Raw genomic sequence first — 16,817 nt, 5'->3', positions numbered from 1 at the left:
AACACCGCCTCATATTAGACCAAAAACGAAGGAGATTTGGCATGACTGGCAGCACCTCTCAAGGCACCGCGCAGGACCATGGCGTCTTCGACTACGTGGTGGCGGGCGCCGGCTCGGCCGGCTGCGCGCTCGCCGCGCGACTCGCCGAAGACCGGCGCGTCACGGTGGCCCTGCTCGACGCCGGCCCGCACGACCACAGCATCACAGTCCGCACACCGCTCGGCTTCGTTCCCCTCGTCACGAAGCGCAATCCGCGCAACTACTACTACTTCAGCGAGCCGCAAGCCGACCTGAACGGTCGCAACTCGTTCCAGCCGCGTGGCCGTGGCCTTGGCGGCAGTTCGTCGATCAATGGCATGGTCTACATCCGCGGCCACCGCGACGATTACGACAGCTGGGCACGCGCCGGCTGCGTGGGCTGGAGCTACGACGACGTGCTGCCCTACTTCCGCCGCAGCGAACGCAACGCTCGCATCAACGATGAGTTCCACGGCGTGAACGGGCCGCTGCACGTTGACGACGTGAAGCGCCGCAACCCGTTCGCCAGCCGCTTCGTTGAAGCCGCCATACAGGCGGGATTGCCCCGCAACGACGATTTCAACGGCGCGAACCTCGAAGGCGCCGGCTTCTTCCAACTCACCCAGCATCGCGGTGAGCGCTGGAATTCGTCGCGCGCCTACCTGCATCGCGGCGATCGCACTGACCGGGGGCTCAACGGCGGACGCCCGAACCTCACCGTACTCACCGACGCACGGGTGCTGCGCGTGCTGTTCGAAGGCCGGCGCGCGAGCGGCGTGCGCATCGTACGCGACGGTGTGGAGCAGACGATCCGGGCGCGCCGCGAGGTCGTGCTGAGTTCGGGCGCTTATGGATCGCCGCAGATCTTGATGGCCTCGGGCGTGGGTCCGGCTGCGCATCTGGCGGAGCTCGGCATTCCCGTGCTGCACGATCTGGCGGGAGTCGGCGAGAATCTGCAAGATCACCCCGACGTCATCCTCAGCCGCTATCTCAACTCCACTGACCTGTACGGCAAGAGCGTGCGCGGCGGCTTGCGCCTCTTGCGCGAGATGCTGCGCTACCGCCGCACCCGGACCGGCATGATCGCCTCGAACGTGGCTGAGGCCGGCGCGTTCTTCAAGACGCGCTCCGATCTCGTGGCCCCTGATATCCAGCTGCACTTCGCCGCCGCGCTGCCGCGCATCGAAAAGCACCCCGGCGAGGGCAGCAGCGCGCACGGCTACTGCGTTCACGCCTGCGTACTGCGGCCGACGAGCCGCGGGTGGCTGCGTCTACGCTCGGCCGACACGCGCGACGCGCCGCTGATCGACGCGCGCCTGCTGCACGATGAAGCGGATATGGCGGTGATGGTGGAAGGCGTGCGCTTCGTGCGCCATCTGATGGCGCAGCCCGCCTTACTTGAAGCAGGGGGCAGGAACTTCACGAACCTGAAACCGCTCGGCGACGACACCGATGGAGCGGCCACCCGCGCGTTCATCCGTGACAACACCGATACGGCCTTCCATCCAGTGGGCACCTGCAAGATGGGCACGGATGCGATGTCAGTGGTCGAGCCCTCGCTGCGCGTGATCGGCCTCGAGGGGCTGCGCGTCGCCGACGCTTCGATCATGCCAATGCTGGTCTCCGGTAACACCAATGCGCCTTCGATCATGATCGGTGAGAAGGCAGCCGATCTCATCCGTAGCGCAGCGCGCTGATCGAGGGGCACGCCGCCTGCCTGCAGGCGACGCTCGCGCGTCAGCCATAAGGCGGTGACAAGCGTCGCTGAGCACGAACGAAACCCGTGCGGCACGCCTCATGGCGTACCGCACGGGCTCATTCTGCACTCAAGCAATGACCGAGCGATCAGCCGCGACCGAACATCGTCACCACGCAAGCGCCGCCAAGTCCCAGGTTGTGCTGCAGCGCGATGCGCGCGCCTTCGACCTGGCGCTTGCCGGTGCTGCCGCGCAACTGGTTGGTCAGTTCGTAGCACTGCGCGAGACCCGTTGCGCCGAGCGGATGGCCCTTCGAGAGCAGGCCGCCCGACGGGTTGGTCACGACCTGACCGCCGTAGGTGTTGTCGCCATCGTCGACGAACTTCTCGCCGCCGCCCTCCGGGCAAAAGCCGAGCGACTCGTACGTCAGCAGCTCATTCTGCGCGAAACAGTCGTGCAACTCGCAAACGTCGACATCCTCCGGCGACACACCCGACGCTTCATACACGGCCTGCGCGGCCTTGCGCGCCATGTCGAAACCGACGAGACGGATCATCGATGCCGGCTCGAAGCTGGACGGTACGTCGGTGGTCATGGCCTGGGCGAAGATGCGCACGTCGGTGCGCAGGTTGTGCTTCTTCGCGAACGCCTCGGTGCAGATGATCGCAGCCGCCGCCCCGCAGGTAGGCGGGCAGGCCATCAGACGCGTCAGAACGTTCGGCCAGACCTGCACGTCGTTCACCACGTCCTGAGTCGTCAGCACTTTGCGGAAGATCGCAAGCTCATTGTGCTCGGCATGGCGGCTCGCCTTCGCGCGGACCTTCGCAAAGGTTTCAAACTTTGTGCCGTATTTCTGCATGTGCTCGCGGCCGGCGCCGCCGAACAGCGTCAGGGCGCGCGGCACCCCGGCCTCGACGGCGTCGGAAACCATCGGCTCGGCGATCGCCGAGAATTTAGCGAGCGCGCCTTCCCGATCGCTCCACCGCGAGGCAAGTGCGCCAGGCTGCATTTCCTCGAAGCCGAACGCAAGTGCGCACTCTACGGCTCCGCTCTCCACGGCCTGGCGCGCGAGAAAGAGTGCGCTGGAGCCTGAGGCACAGTTGTTGTTGACGTTGAGCACCGGAATGCCAGTTGCGCCGATGCGGTAGAGCGCCGCCTGTCCGCAGGTCGAATCGCCGTAAACGTAGCCGGCGTAGGCCTGCTGGATCAGGTCATACGGCATGCCGGCATCGGCGAGCGCGAGGCGGATCGCTTCGGCGCCCATCTCGCCATAACCGGCGCTGGTGCCGGGTTTCTTGAACGGGATCATGCCGACCCCGGCGACTACGAGCTTGCTGGACATGAATGAGCCTCCCTGCAGGTTCAAATGGATTAAGAAACGATGCTGCTGTTGAGTCGGCGACTCACCGCCCGGATGTGCCTGCGACCGGTCTGCGCCGCGATCGTGCCTCTCCGGCTGGCATGCACCGCGCTACGACGATAGGCGGGCACGCGATATGGGCGCCTACCCGAAACGGGGAGGCGCATGGAAGCCACCGGTCGACGTTCCGGCGACCGCCGCGCCGCGAGGCGCCGATGCGCGCCACTGCCCATGCGACGTGGACGCCTCACTCATGGACCGTTGCCACCAACGCCGAGGCTCCCTTTCGGGGGGCAGGGGCCACCGTGCCAGCTAGCCTGAGCACTCCGCAGACGCGATGGCCCGCTCGGACCCCGTCAGCGAGCGTCATGGAAGCATCCTTCCCCAAGCGCTTGACCACGCTATTCGGCATCACCCATCCGGTCGTCTGCTCCGACGTGAGCCAAGTGGCAGTGCCGTTGGATCGCGCCCGTGTCGGCGGGCGGAGGGCGCGGCATTTTGGCCAGCGCGCCGCATGCAACCCGCGCGGACCCGCGGCGCAATCCAGCGCGTGCGCGAACTGACCGGCTGGCCGCTCGCTCGCGCTGATCCCTTTTCTGTCCGGCGCCAGAGGCACTACCCCTCCCTGAATTGGGGAGGGGGGCCCAGGCAAGCACGCGCCTACCCTGCTTCAACACAACGAGGCAGGAACTCAAGGAGGAGAACAGCAAATGCTATCTGGCATCAAGGTCGTCGAAATCTGCGGGATCGGCCCCGGACCTTTCTGCGCAATGCACCTGGCCGATCTCGGCGCGAACGTGATCGCCGTCGAGCGCGAGGCGGCCGTGCCGATCGGCACGCCGCAGGCAAGCGGCGGCAGGAACGTGCTCAATCGCGGCAAGCGCTCGATCGTCGCAGACCTCAAGACCGAGGCGGGCCGCGAGACCGTACGCCAGCTCGTCGAGCACGCCGACGCGCTGATTGAGGGCATGCGCCCCGGCGTGATGGAGCGGCTCGGACTCGGCCCCGCCGATTTGCAGGCGATCAATCCGCGACTCGTGTATGGCCGCATGACCGGCTGGGGCCAGCAAGGCCCGATGGCGCAGGCCGCCGGCCACGACAACAACTACATCGCGCTGTCCGGCGCGCTCTTCTACAACGGTGCGGCAGGCACGCCGCCCTCGACCGGCATCACCCAGCTCGGCGACATCGGTGGCGGCGCGCTCTACCTCGCAGTCGGCCTGCTCGCGGGCATCCTCAACGCGCGCAGCACGGGCAAGGGCACCGTGGTGGACGCGTCGATCGTGGACGGCTCCGCGCACATGATGCAACTGATGCTCTCGACGAAGAAGCGCGGGCTCTTGGTCGGCGAACGCGGCAAGAACGTGCACGACAGCTCGCACTTCTTCGCCACCTATCGCTGCGCCGACGACCATTACGTGACGCTCGGCTCGATGGAACCGCAGTTCTACGCACTCCTGCTGGACAAGCTCGGCCTCACGGGCGACCCCGCGTTTGCTCGTCAGTGGGACCGCACGACCTGGCCCGAGGCGCACGCGCGCCTCACTGCGATCTTCGCGACCCGCACGCGTACGCAATGGTGCGAGCTTTTCGAAGGCACGGATGTGTGCTTCGGGCCGGTGCTGAGCCCGGCCGAGGCGGCGCGGCATCCGCACGTCGCCGGGCGTGGCGTGTACTTCGAAGCGGACGGCGAGCTGCAGGTCTCGCCCGCGCCGCGCTTCGACGGGCAGCTGGTGCGGCCGCGCCCGGCACCGACGCGCGGCGAGCACGGCGAGTCGATCGCCGCCGCGCTGCGCCAGGGCGACACGGCAAAGGCTTGGCACGCCGCGTAATGCAACGCGGCGGCCTCGCCGATCGCGGTGCATCTCGCGTCGCTTATTTCATCGAGGAGACAAATCATGAGCAGGCTCTGTGACGGACGGATCGCCATCATCACCGGTGCGGGGCGCGGCATCGGCCGCGAACACGCGCTGGAATGCGCACGCCAGGGCGCGAAAGTCGTCGTCAATGATCTTGGCGCCGCGCCTGACGGCGCGGGCTCGGACGTCGCGCCCGCTCAGGCGGTCGTCGACGAGATCCGGGCGCTTGGCGGCGAGGCCGTCGCAAACTACGAAGATGTCTCCGACTGGGACGGCGCACAGCGTCTGGTGGACACCGCCATCGAGACCTTCGGCGGCCTGGACGTGCTGGTGAACAACGCCGGCATCCTGCGCGACCGCACGCTCGTCAACATGAGCGTGGAGGAATTCGACGCAGTGATCCGCGTGCATTTGCGCGGTACCTTCGCACCGCTGCGCCACGCCGCCGCCTACTGGCGCGATGAGGCCAAAGCGGGCCGCCCACGCCAGGCACGCGTCATCAACACCACGTCTTCGTCGGGGCTCTACGGCATCGTCGGCCAGACCAACTATGGCGCGGCCAAGGCCGGCATCGTGAACATGACGATCGTCGCGTCGCGCGAGCTGGCGCGCTATGGCGTAACCGTAAACGCGATCTATCCGACCGCGCTCAGCCGGCTCACCGAGGATCTGTTCAGGCGCAAGGGTGAAACCGCCGAAGCCCTTTCGGGAGCGCGGAGCGCCGTCTTCGATCCTTTGCACGCGAGCAATATCGCGCCGCTCGTCGCGTGGCTCGGCAGCGTCGAGTCGGCGGACGTGACGGGCCGTGTCTTCGGCGTGCGCGGCGGCGTAATCACCGTGGCCGAAGGCTGGCACGGCGGCCCGCACATCGAAAAAGGCGGCCGCTGGCTCGCCGGGGAACTGGGCAGCCACATTCCCGGTCTCGTCGAGCGCGCGGCGCCCAACGCGGTGCTGTCGGGCGAAATTGCGCCCAGCCGGGAAGCGGTCGCGTCCTGATCCACCCCCTTCCCGCGTCTTTCCCGCGCCGCCGCCCGTGCGGCGCGTCTACGCACCCACAAGGAATTCATGAACCACGCCAAAGACACTCCGGCACGCTTCACGCCCGTGCCGACGCCCGGCACCCGGCCGTTCTGGGAGGGCACCCAGGCCGGCGAGCTGCGGATTCAAGTGTGCGGGCACTGCCGGGCGCTTGTACTCTATCCGCGTCCGCACTGCCCCGAATGCGGCGCGCAGTCGCTCTCGTGGGTCCGCGCGAGCGGCCGGGGACGTCTGCACTCCTATGTCGTCAGCCACGTCGCCTCGCCATGGTCGGGCGGCGACACGCCGTATGTGATCGCCGTGGTCGAGCTCGAAGAAGGGCCACGCATGATGTCGAATCTCGTGGGCGTGCCGCCGCTGCCGGAAAGGCTGCAACTCGACATGCCGCTCGAAGTCGTCTTCGAACCCCGCGGCGAAGTCGCCTTGCCGCTCTTCAAACCCGCTAGCCCGCGCACGCCATGACCCGAAACCAGACTGCCATCGCCATCGCCGGCGCCGCCGAAACCGACCTGGGCGCCCTGCCCGACCTCTCCGAAATGGACCTGCGCGCCGACGCCGCGCGCCGCGCGCTCGCCGACGCGGGCCTCACGTTCGCCGACGTGGACGGCATCACGAGCGCTGTCGAATCGCCCATCGACGTCGCGCACTATCTCGGCGTCAAACCGACGTGGTACGACGGCACCTCGGTGGGAGGCTGCTCGTTCCTCGTGCACGTGCGCCACGCGGCCGCCGCGATTCGCGCGGGCCAGTGCTCGACCGTGTTGGTGCTGCACGGCGAATCGGGCCGCTCGAAGGTGGGCCGTGCGCCGCGCGCGTACTATCCGGACTCTATCCGCGGTCAGTTCGAAATCGGCTACGGCAGCGGCCTGCCACCCAGCACATTCACGCTGCCCGCGCTGCGCTTCATGCAAGAGACCGGCACCACGCACGAGCAACTCGCCGAAGTGGTCGTCGCGCAGAGCCACTGGGCCGAGGGCAACCCGCGCGCGAGCCGCAAGAAGCGGCTGACCGTGGACGAAGTGATGAACGCGCCGATGATCGCCTATCCGTTCACCAAGCTGGAATGCTGCGTCGTCACCGATGGCGGCGGCGCACTCGTCATCACCTCGGCCGGGCGCGCGCGCGATCTGCGGCGCGCCGACAAGCCCGTCTATCTGCTCGGCGCCGGCGAGTCCTGCGACAGCCCGTTGATCTCGATGATGGACGACATGACACGCTCCCGGGGTTTCCGCCGTTCGAGCCAGGCCGCCTTTACCGAGGCCGGCATCACGCACGCGGATGTCGACCACCTGATGATCTACGACGCGTTCGCACATCTGCCGCTCTTCGGGCTCGAAGACCTCGGCTTTGTCGGGCGCGGCGAGGCTGGCGCGTTCATCGAGGCCGGGCACACGCGTCCGGGCGGCAAGCTGCCGATGAACACCAACGGCGGCGGCATCCTCTACACCCACACCGGCATGTACGGCATGTTCGCCATTCTCGAAGCGGTGCGCCAACTGCGCGGCGAGGCGTACCGGCAGGTCGAGGGCGTTCGCCGCAGCTTCGTGCAGGGCGTGGGCGGCATGTTCTCGGCGTCGGCCTCGCTCGTGCTCTCAAGCGAGCTGCATTGAACGGCGGGGGCACCGTAGCCGGCCCGTGCGCTTCACGCTTTCAGGAAGACAACCGGAGAACCCTCGATGGAACAGTGGTCCTGGCTTGGCGCGCACGCGCGCCGGACACCCGAGAAGCTGGCCGTGATTCACGGCGAAACCGGCATCTCGCTCACCTATCGCGTGCTCGACGCACGTTCGCTCGCCTTCGCCCGTTTGCTCGCCGGACTCGGCCTGCGCGCGGGCGATCACATCGCTGTCGTGATGGAAAACAACCTGCGCTATTTCGAGGTCTGCTGGGCGGCCGTACGCTCGGGCCTCGTCGTCACGCCGGTCAATCGCTATCTGACCGCAGCCGAGGCGGCCTATATCGTCAAGGACGGCGGATCGAAAGTCGTCATCAGCTCCCATGCGATGCGCAAACTGGCCTCGGGGCTCGTTGCGCTCACGCCCGACTGTGTCGCGCACTTCATGATCGACGGCGTCATCGACGGCTGGCAATCCTACGAACAGGCATTGAGCAGCGCTCCTGAGGAAATCGAGCCGGAGGAGCGGCTCGGCACGCTGATGCTGTATAGCTCCGGCACGACCGGGCGCCCGAAGGGCATCCTGCGTGCGCCGACCAGCACCGCCCTGCATGACCTGGTGGACCCGGTGCGACAACGGTTGTACGAGTCCTACCGCTTCGACTCGGACACCGTGTATCTCTCGACGGCGCCGCTCTATCACTCCGCGCCGATCGCCTACGCGCTGCATCTGATGTGCCGGGGCGCCACCCTCGTGTTCATGGAGAGGTTCGACGCCCAGACCGCGCTGGCCCTCATCGAGCGCTATCGCATCACGCACAGCCAGTGGGTGCCGACGATGTTCGTGCGGCTCCTAAAGCTGCCGGGCATGGTGCGCGAGGGCTACGATCTGTCGAGCCTGCGCGTCGCGATTCATGCGGCGGCGCCGTGCCCGATCGAGGTCAAGCAGCAGATGATTGCCTGGTGGGGGCCGATCCTGCACGAGTATTACGGTGCAACCGAAGGCAACGGTATCACGCAGATCGACAGCGCGGACTGGCTCGCCCATCCGGGTTCGGTGGGGCGACCGCTGTGCGGCACGCTGCATATCTGCGACGACACCGGCGCGCCCTGCCCGGACGGCACACCCGGTCTCATCTACTTCGAGCGCGCCGCGCCGGCGTTTCACTATCATCGCGACGAAGAAAAGACACGCCGCGCGCAGCATCCGCTGCATCCCTTGTGGACCGCGGTCGGCGACATCGGTTATGTGGACGGCGAGGGCTACCTGTATCTCACTGATCGCCAGTCATTCATGATCATTTCGGGGGGCGTGAACATCTATCCGCAGGCGATCGAGGACGCGCTGGTGAGCCATCCGCATGTGCTCGACGCGGCCGTGATCGGCGTGCCGCACCCGGAGATGGGCGAGGAAGTCATGGCGGTCGTGGAACTCGTCGCCGAGGCCGTGCCCTGCGACACGCTCGCCGACGAGTTGCGCGCCTTTCTGCGCGAGCGCGTAGCGCGCTATATGGTGCCGCGCTCGTTCGACTTCGTCGATGCGCTGCCTCGGCTGCCGACCGGCAAACTCTACAAGCAGGCGCTGCGCGAGCGGTATGGCGCGGTGAAGCGCGCGCCGGGCGCTTGAAGGATCGCGCGGGCATGCACGCCCGTTGTGGACTGCGGCGCTAGCGCGGCGGCGCGCAGTCCGCCGTCACCGTCACGCCTTGCGCCTTGAGCGCGGCGATCTCCGCATCGGTATAGCCGGCCTCGCGCAGGATCTCTACGCTGTGCTCCCCGAAGCGGGGCGCGTGGTGCCTGAACGTCGGCACCGACTCCGACCACGTCGACGGCACTGCCATCGTGCGCATGCGCCCTTCGCTCGGGTGTTCGACCATCTCGAAGAAACCGACCGCATCCAGATGCGGATCGCGCATCAGCGAGTCGATCGTGTGCATCGGCATGACCGGAATGTCGGCTTGTTCGAGCAAGATGCGCCATGCTTCGCTCGTGCGCGTCTTCATCAGCTCTGCAACCATGCGGTACAGCTCGCGGATGTGCTCCGTGCGCTTGCTGATGGTCGAGAAGCGCGGGTCGCGCGCCATCACCTCGGGCTGGCCGATCAGGTCGAAAAAAGCCCGCCACTGCTTGTCGTTGTATAGCATGACGCAGAGGTAGCCATCCCGCGTTTCGTAGGGCCGCCGGTAATCGTTGAGCAGCCGCGCGTAGCCCACAGGGCCGGCGGACGGATCGAACGTTTCGCCGCACAGATGGTCGCCGAGGATGAATTGCGCCATCGTCTCGAACATCGGCACGTCGATACGCTGACCCTCGCCCGTGAGCGCTCGATGGTAGAGCGCCGCCGAGACCGCGTTCGCGGCGCTCATGCCGACGACGCGGTCGGCCATCGCGCATGGCACGTAGCGTGGCGCGTCCGCGCCCGCCAGCATGCCGAGCGTCGGAATCGCGACGGCGCCCTGAATCAGGTCGTCATAGGCGGGCTTCGCCGCGTAGGGACCTCGCTGCCCGTAGCCGTAAACGCCGACGTAGACAATTCGCGGATTGACCCGCGCGAGCGTTTCGTAATCGAGTCGGAGGCGTGCCATGGCTTGAGGACGCACGTTGTAGATCAGCACATCCGCATCGGCGGCGAGGCGCAGCAGCGCTTCGCGTCCCGCCTCGATCTTCAGGTCAAGCACGATGCTGCGCTTGTTGCGATTGACATGCAGGAAGATGCCGGACATGCCCTCATTGCGCTTCGGTCCGAGTCCGCGCACGTTGTCCCCAGCAGGCGGTTCCACCTTGATGATGTCGGCGCCGAGATCGCCGAGAATCTGGGTCGCGTACGGTCCCATCAGCACCGTTGTCAGGTCGACGATGCGCACGCCGTTCAGCGGGCCGCTCATGGCTGCGCTCCCGGTCGTGGGATGGCGCATGCGCCCGGATTGAATGCTCCGAATGCGAAATTCATCCGATGTCGATCCTCATGTTGGTCAATTGGCTGGGCGCGGGCGTGTCCTGCGCCTTCATCTCCGTGCGGGTGGGCGCATTTCACGCCGAAGCGTTTGTGTCGCCACCCGGCTGCCGTCCCGATTCCTCCGTTACGGCGCGCTTCGCGATGGGCCAGACGAGGCGCGCAGCCTCGCCGTCCGCCCGGTAGGCGTGACACGTGTCGATCACCCACGGGCGCGGCATGACCTCCAGCCTCGCGATCTCGTGCAGCCGCTGTGCCGTCTGCATGCGCGCAAGGCTCGCCTGGATGAGCGTCGTCGCGATGGGACCGAGCAGATCGGTGAGATGCGTGCATCCGCCTACGCCGCCTACGACCTCCTTTACCCGCGCCTTGAATCCCGGACCGATCCGCACGCCGCGCAGTTCCGCGTAGGCGGCGTTGATCTCCTTGCAAAATGGCGTGGGCCCAGCCTCGGTACGCGCCTCGATGCGCTCGATCACGAGATCCGAACTCACCGTTAGCGCGAGACGCATGTCGTGGAACTTCTCGTTGGGCGCGACAGTGCGGAAAGGCAGCGTAGTTTGCGCCGTCTTTCGGTCGAACATGCTCGATTCAACTTCGTAGGCGCCGTCGCTGCGCTGATAGACATCGCAGGTGATCTGACGTGTATGGATCAGCGTGCAATCGGCTGCGATGGTGTTGGTGCCGGACATGAAGGTGTTGTCTCCGGGAAAAGTATGGTCAGAAGCGATGTGTCATGCCGATCACTGCGAACGTCCGGACGCTGCCCGGCTCATGCACCACGATGCCCCGCCAGCCCGCCGCGGTTGTTCTTGACGCACGCGTCGAGGCCTTACGCCTCGACTGATTGTGGTCGATGCCGATCTGCACGCCGGGCGAGTCCCGGGAATGTGCGGTGCTCCTGCCGGCGTGCTGAACGAACGCGTCGACGGTACCGTCACGCATCACCTCGACTGCGCAATCGCGCGGTCGTTTGGCACGATCATCGATGCGGCGACTGCGCTTTTCCCAATGAGACGCACGTCTGTCTCCTGCTCCGGCGAGCCTTACTCGGGCGATGAGTCACCCGCATCGACGCCCCTCCAATCTCCCGGCGCGTGTCGCGTGACACGTGTCACAGTGTCACCGTATTCGCGGCGGGGCGGCAAACACGAAGGAACGTTGCTGTTACCTCGACACTAACGATTCCCCAAGGAGCGCCCCCTACCCGATTTGGGGAGGGGGGATGAAACCCGGGTACCCGCTAATCTGCCGTCAGACCGTTCTACTACCGCAATAGACACACGATCGACATGACAAAAGCAGACAATTTCGCTTGCGACGCCGTGCCCGCAGGTTTCGAACCGATGGCCGTGGTGCCCGATTTCATGCAGCCCTTCGGGCCGCTCTATTTCGACGCGACGCGCCGAATCATGGGACTGCGTGTCGGATGGCGACACCTCAATCTACTCGGCATCACGCATGGCGGCGTGCTCGCATCCGTGGCCGACCACGCGCTAGGCGTGACCATGATGCGCAGCGGCGACGACCTGGCGCCAGGCGTCACTGCGAGCCTGAGTCTGGAATTTCTCGACTCGGGTCGGGCCGGCGACTGGCTCGAGGCGCACGTGACCCTCGACAAGATGGGCGCCCGCCTGCGCTTTGGCAGTTGCCGCCTGATGGTGGACGGACGCTGCCTGGTGAAGGCAAGCGGCGTGTTCGCGGTTCTGCCGCTGCGGCGAAAGACGGTCTGACGATCCCGTGGCGCGCTCGCAGCCGCGGCAATTCTCAGACGTCGCCGGCCGCGATGCGTGGCCGCACCGGGGCGGCTGGCACGCGCAGACATGACGCGTCCGGCGCAACCGGCACTACCGTGCCACCGGTTGCCGGTGCATCGCTGCAGGAGCAGACGAGGGAGTGCCTCGAACCTGACGTCCCCTGCACCGCTCCCGCCGTCGATGCTGACGCCGGCCAGTAGCGTTCGTCGGCGTTCCAGGTACCGGTCTTCATCCGTACCGCTTTCAGACATTCCCGCAGCAAGGCCATCGGTTGCCTCCGCTAGACGAGCTCGACGATTTCCGGAATTGCTGTGAACAGATCGCAGGCGAGGCCATAGTCGGCCACGCTGAAGATCGGTGCTTCCGCATCCTTATTGATTGCGACGATGACTTTCGAGTCCTTCATGCCCGCCAGATGCTGGATCGCGCCCGAGATGCCCACCGCGATGTACAACTGCGGCGCGACGATCTTGCCGGTCTGACCCACTTGATAATCGTTCGGAACGAAGCCTGCATCCACCGCTGCGCGCGAGGCGCCGAGTGCGGCGTTCAGCTTGTCGGCGAGCGGCTCCAACACTCTCGTATAGTTTTCACCGCTTCCGAGGCCGCGGCCGCCCGAGACAATGATCGACGCAGACATCAGTTCTGGACGGTCCAGCTTCGTCAACTGGCGGCTGACGAATTGCGAAATGCCGCTGTCTGCTGGTACCTCGATCTTCTCGACCGCTGCTCTTCCGCCTTCGGCTGCGACTGCGTCGAAACCCGTGGTTCGTACGGTGATGACCTTGATCGGATCAGACGATTGCACGGTCGCGATTGCGTTGCCCGCGTAGATCGGGCGTTCAAAGGTGTCAGGAGCATTCACTGCGGTAATGTCGCTGATCTGTGCGACATCGAGCTTTGCTGCGATACGCGGCGCGATATTCTTGCCGTAGGCGGTTGCCGGCGCGAGGATGTGCGAATAGTTTTTCGCGATATTCATCACCGTCGCTTCGACGTTTTCAGCGAGGCCCGCTTCAAGTTGCGGCGCGTCGGCGAGCAGTACCTTCGAAACGCCTGCAATCTTCGCGGCCTGCTCCGCTGCCCCTTGTGCGTTGTGCCCCGCGATCAGCACGTGAGTGTCGCCGCCAATTTTTTGCGCGGCGGCGACGGCGTTCAACGTCGCCGCCTTCAAACAGGTGGTCTCGTGTTCGGCAATAATCAGATTCGTCATTTCGTCTTTTTCCCTATTACAACACCTTGGCTTCGGTCTTCAGCTTTCCGACCAACGTCTTCACATCGTGCACCATCACGCCCGCGCTGCGCTTCGGTGGATCAGTCACCTTCAGCGTCTTCAGACGCGGTGTAACGTCCACATCGAGGTCTTCGGGCTTCATCGTTTCCAATGGTTTCTTCTTCGCCTTCATGATGTTGGGCAGCGTCACATAGCGCGGCTCGTTCAGGCGCAGGTCGGTCGTCACGATCGCGGGGAGCGTCAACGACAGTGTCTCCGCTCCGCCATCGACTTCGCGCGAGACGGTGACCTTTCCGTCGGCAAGGACCATCTTCGAAGCGAACGTTCCCTGAGGTAGTCCCGCTAGCGCGGCAAGCATCTGCCCTGTCTGATTCGAGTCGTCATCGATGGCCTGCTTGCCGAGGATCACGAGCGAAGGCCGCTCTTTGTCGACCAACGCTTTCAGGACTTTCGCGACGGCCAAAGGCTGCAAATCGACTGTCGTTTCCACGAGAACCGCGCGATCCGCACCAATCGCAAGCGCCGTGCGCAGCGTTTCCTGCGCCTGCGAACTTCCGCAAGAAGCGACAATGACCTCGCTAGCCACTCCCGCTTCCTTCAACCGCACTGCTTGCTCGACGGCGATTTCGTCGAATGGATTCATCGACATCTTCACGTTGGTGATATCGACGCCTGTGCTATCGGACCTCACGCCGACCTTGACGTTCGCGTCCACCACCCTTTTGACTGCTATGAGAACCTTCACTGTCATCTCCTCCTAGTCCGCTTTGGCTGTGTCCCGCGCCGATCCGCTGCCTGCCCAGACAGCAAGAGCCCGCAACGTCATCTTGCATGGAGACAATAAGACGCATGCCTACCCGGTTCGGGGGGGCGCCTTGCCCTCGTGAACAGCGATGCGAAGATTTTGTCGCAGTAAGTGTCAGCCATCAAATGCGCTGGCAACGCGAACGATCGGACGTTCGATGAATACTTTGGGTTCGGCTATAACTCAAGGACCAAAATATTTTCACTATCCGCTCGATGTGATCACGGCATGCGCGCGCTGGTATCCCGATCATTCAGGAAGTGCGCAATCTGAGAGCATGTATGTTTTTGAGAAACTTGTCGATGAGATCGAGGACCTCTAGTCACTGTAAGTTTGGACCTATCGAGCAGATGTTTTGGGAGTCTGCGCCGTGAGCGCTTTCAGTCTTGCCGGCCTTGAAGCGAACGCGAATCCTTGTTGTCCCTTCGCCTGAAAGTTTGACAAGTGTGACGTCCTGGATGATGTAGGCTAACAGCCGCTTTCGCTCTCGATTCGCCAGCGATGGGTCACGCCAGAGTGTTTTGAAGTTCGCTGTCGTTGCGATGGGCCGGTCATGGATCGCATCGTCGAGTATGAGACCTCCCTGCTGCTGGCTACGCTCCCTTTGTTCTCTCGCGTCGGACAAATTTGCGCAGCTTTGTCGTTCCATTCTTGCTCGAGGGTGTCGGCGACCAGTCGGTTGCTCGGGTCGACTAGCATGAAACGGCGCCTCCGCCGTGCCCTTGATGAGTCCGACAATCCAATCCTTTGGAATGTCCACCGACCGACCGGCACGCGACCTACAAATCCCGCGCGGTTCGTTCGAGCCGGATAATCTGAGGTGCACAGAGTGACGCACCACTTCGTAAGTTCGGCGCGTCCCAGTTCGTCTCAAGACAAGTCATCAGAATGATGCAACCGGCGACGCCCGTGTACGGCGCATTCGCTAGACCTCGGACCTGGTTCGTATTATTCGCCACTACCTCAAATCCATTCATCCAAAAGGCGATGCACGGCGAATCTTCCACTCATCAGGTCGTGCGGCTGCACGTCGGTGAGAACATCGCACTGCCACCGTCATTCGCGGGGCCAGTGCATGTCGAGCGTTCCATCCAACTCGCTAAGATGCGGGTCCGTGATCGGCACTTCGTGCTCGGCGAACATGTGGCATACCCCAACGGAACGCGCAATGAGCCTGTTCGTTATCTGCGCATCGAGTGTCGCGCGATCGACAACCATGCAGGCAGCGCCTCGGGCGAGCTAGCTGGCGAGTGAGCGTGAGCGGTGGGATTCAGCAGCATGCGAGCCTATCGGTGGCATAAATAGGGGGTGCGGACAAAATCTTGGACTACCTTGGGGGTAGTCCAAGATTTTGTCCGCACCCCCTATTTACTACCTGGGCAACCCGTCGCAGCACTCGCCGATGGAACTCCAGAAGCGGAAGCAACGCCCTCCGGTGTCGATGCGCCGCTTGACGCGGTACCTCTAACGAAGCGCTGCTTCGAACCGGGCACTGTCTCAGGCTTGTTTAGGTCTGGGTTAATAACGCGCAGCGCAATAAAAAACAGCATGACTAGGACCGGAACTGCGACGCCGATCCGGAATCCACTTAGGCCGAATGGAGGCTCCGACACCCTTGGGATCAACGTGTCAGCGGCGCGACGGAAAACGTTGAGATAGACAGCCATTCGATGCAGAACAGCGACCTGGATAGCCATTACCAGGACTCCGCCCGTCAGTAGCCAGCCGGCAAGTCGTTCCTGATCGGCGACTTCGAGTGCATACCAGCCGGCAAAAACGGCGGAAGCTATCAGCGGAACGCTATAGACGGTTCGCCAAAAAAGCTCACTTTGCTTGACCCATAGATCGACGAAGTGCTGCTTCGGCCGCTTGCTTACCCTCCGACGAGGCGAGATCGATTTGACCATCGAAGCATCCGTTGGAAACGTTATGGCCCCGCAAGGGACTGTTAAACGCGTAGTTCTACTTCTTCCGCCTGCTGCATGCAGGCGAGAAAGCGGGCGACGTCCTCCGATATTTCGTCCATGCTTGCCCTATACGCCGCAAGTTTGGCGGCAAATCGCCATTGATCACCGCACATCGCACCTGGGCAAGTACATGAGCGCCGCGTGAAGTCCAGCCCATATGCTGGCGCTTGCACATGCGAGCGTTGATCGCCCGGTTCACCGCCGACTCTGCCATCGCCGTCGAAATAGGTCTATGCTCGCGATAGTACTTCCCATGGGCGATCGTCGAGCCGTTATTGTTCTCGAGGTACGCGAGCAACTCGCCGACGCGGTAGTCGAGTTGCTCCAGACTTCGCGTGAATCGCGCCGCCTGTGTTACGACGGTACGACAGAGCAGGAAAATCTGTTGCATCGATTGTCCCGCTTTTACTGCGTTGGCGTGTCAAAAGCACCAACGTAGTCAGTTGACGTAGGTGCACAGCGCTTTGCTCGTGTACTGCTCGGTCTCGGACCGTGCCAGTAGACCCCAGACGAT

Annotated in this window: 15 protein-coding genes; 8 read left to right on the top strand and 7 right to left on the bottom strand. The window is 64.4% G+C overall.

Annotated elements, in window-relative coordinates:
* Positions 1-41: 41 nt before the first annotated feature.
* Positions 42-1,715, top strand: a complete 1,674-nt coding sequence (locus NOV72_RS09260; RefSeq protein WP_106854277.1) for a GMC family oxidoreductase — start codon at positions 42-44, stop codon at positions 1,713-1,715.
* 148 nt (positions 1,716-1,863) lie between these two features.
* Here the strand turns inward: NOV72_RS09260 and NOV72_RS09255 are convergent, their stop codons facing one another.
* The gene (locus NOV72_RS09255; RefSeq protein ID WP_106854276.1) at positions 1,864-3,057 is read right to left on the bottom strand and encodes a lipid-transfer protein; all 1,194 of its coding nucleotides are present in this window, start codon (positions 3,055-3,057) and stop codon (positions 1,864-1,866) included.
* Between the two features lie 728 nt (positions 3,058-3,785).
* Between NOV72_RS09255 and NOV72_RS09250 the strand changes: the two genes are divergently transcribed.
* The 5 genes from NOV72_RS09250 (at position 3,786) to NOV72_RS09230 (ending at position 9,214) form a co-directional block, all read left to right on the top strand.
* Positions 3,786-4,907 carry a CaiB/BaiF CoA transferase family protein gene (locus tag NOV72_RS09250; RefSeq protein ID WP_106854275.1) on the top strand — a complete coding sequence of 374 codons (1,122 nt, stop codon included), beginning with the start codon at positions 3,786-3,788 and terminating at the stop codon, positions 4,905-4,907.
* Positions 4,908-4,973: 66 nt separating this feature from the next.
* Positions 4,974-5,930, top strand: a complete 957-nt coding sequence (locus NOV72_RS09245) for an SDR family oxidoreductase (RefSeq protein WP_106854274.1) — start codon at positions 4,974-4,976, stop codon at positions 5,928-5,930.
* A 69-nt stretch (positions 5,931-5,999) separates the two neighbouring features.
* A complete protein-coding gene (locus NOV72_RS09240; protein ID WP_106854273.1) occupies positions 6,000-6,434 on the top strand; it encodes a Zn-ribbon domain-containing OB-fold protein in 435 nt (144 codons plus the stop codon).
* Positions 6,431-7,582, top strand: coding sequence for a thiolase C-terminal domain-containing protein (locus NOV72_RS09235; protein WP_106854272.1), 1,152 nt, complete (start codon positions 6,431-6,433; stop codon positions 7,580-7,582). Before NOV72_RS09240 ends, NOV72_RS09235 begins: the two co-directional genes overlap by 4 nt.
* Before the next feature lie 66 nt (positions 7,583-7,648).
* Positions 7,649-9,214 (top strand): acyl-CoA synthetase, encoded by a 1,566-nt coding sequence (locus tag NOV72_RS09230; RefSeq protein ID WP_106854271.1) that lies wholly within the window; start codon positions 7,649-7,651, stop codon positions 9,212-9,214.
* A gap of 40 nt (positions 9,215-9,254) precedes the next feature.
* Here NOV72_RS09230 and NOV72_RS09225 read toward each other — a convergent pair whose 3' ends face one another.
* Entirely contained in the window at positions 9,255-10,472 is a 1,218-nt protein-coding gene (locus NOV72_RS09225; protein WP_106854371.1) for a CaiB/BaiF CoA transferase family protein, read from the bottom strand.
* 145 nt (positions 10,473-10,617) lie between these two features.
* Complete coding sequence (locus NOV72_RS09220) at positions 10,618-11,232, bottom strand: DUF2889 domain-containing protein (RefSeq protein WP_106854270.1); 615 nt, start codon at positions 11,230-11,232, stop codon at positions 10,618-10,620.
* A gap of 600 nt (positions 11,233-11,832) precedes the next feature.
* Here NOV72_RS09220 and NOV72_RS09210 point away from each other — a divergent pair.
* Entirely contained in the window at positions 11,833-12,273 is a 441-nt protein-coding gene (locus NOV72_RS09210) for a PaaI family thioesterase (protein ID WP_106854268.1), read from the top strand.
* A gap of 304 nt (positions 12,274-12,577) precedes the next feature.
* On the opposite strand, the gene NOV72_RS09205 is transcribed toward NOV72_RS09210, so the two are convergent.
* Together NOV72_RS09205 and NOV72_RS09200 are read right to left on the bottom strand one after the other, a co-directional pair.
* Positions 12,578-13,510: an electron transfer flavoprotein subunit alpha/FixB family protein gene (locus tag NOV72_RS09205; protein ID WP_106854267.1), complete on the bottom strand. Its 933-nt coding sequence runs from the start codon at positions 13,508-13,510 to the stop codon at positions 12,578-12,580.
* A 16-nt stretch (positions 13,511-13,526) separates the two neighbouring features.
* Positions 13,527-14,276, bottom strand: coding sequence for an electron transfer flavoprotein subunit beta/FixA family protein (locus NOV72_RS09200; RefSeq protein ID WP_342753377.1), 750 nt, complete (start codon positions 14,274-14,276; stop codon positions 13,527-13,529).
* A gap of 1,047 nt (positions 14,277-15,323) precedes the next feature.
* Between NOV72_RS09200 and NOV72_RS09195 the strand changes: the two genes are divergently transcribed.
* Entirely contained in the window at positions 15,324-15,590 is a 267-nt protein-coding gene (locus NOV72_RS09195) for a hypothetical protein (RefSeq protein WP_181290935.1), read from the top strand.
* Positions 15,591-15,700: 110 nt separating this feature from the next.
* Here NOV72_RS09195 and NOV72_RS31860 read toward each other — a convergent pair whose 3' ends face one another.
* Entirely contained in the window at positions 15,701-16,243 is a 543-nt protein-coding gene (locus tag NOV72_RS31860; RefSeq protein ID WP_146149968.1) for a hypothetical protein, read from the bottom strand.
* Between the two features lie 55 nt (positions 16,244-16,298).
* On the bottom strand, positions 16,299-16,694 hold the full coding sequence (locus tag NOV72_RS09190) for a hypothetical protein (protein ID WP_106854264.1): 396 nt from the start codon (positions 16,692-16,694) through the stop codon (positions 16,299-16,301).
* Positions 16,695-16,817: the final 123 nt, after the last annotated feature.

Origin of the sequence: Caballeronia novacaledonica (assembly GCF_900258035.1) — a bacterium.
GTDB lineage: Bacteria > Pseudomonadota > Gammaproteobacteria > Burkholderiales > Burkholderiaceae > Caballeronia > Caballeronia novacaledonica.
The sequence above is the reverse complement of the archived record's forward strand: the minus strand, read 5'-3'. Positions and strand labels throughout refer to the sequence as shown.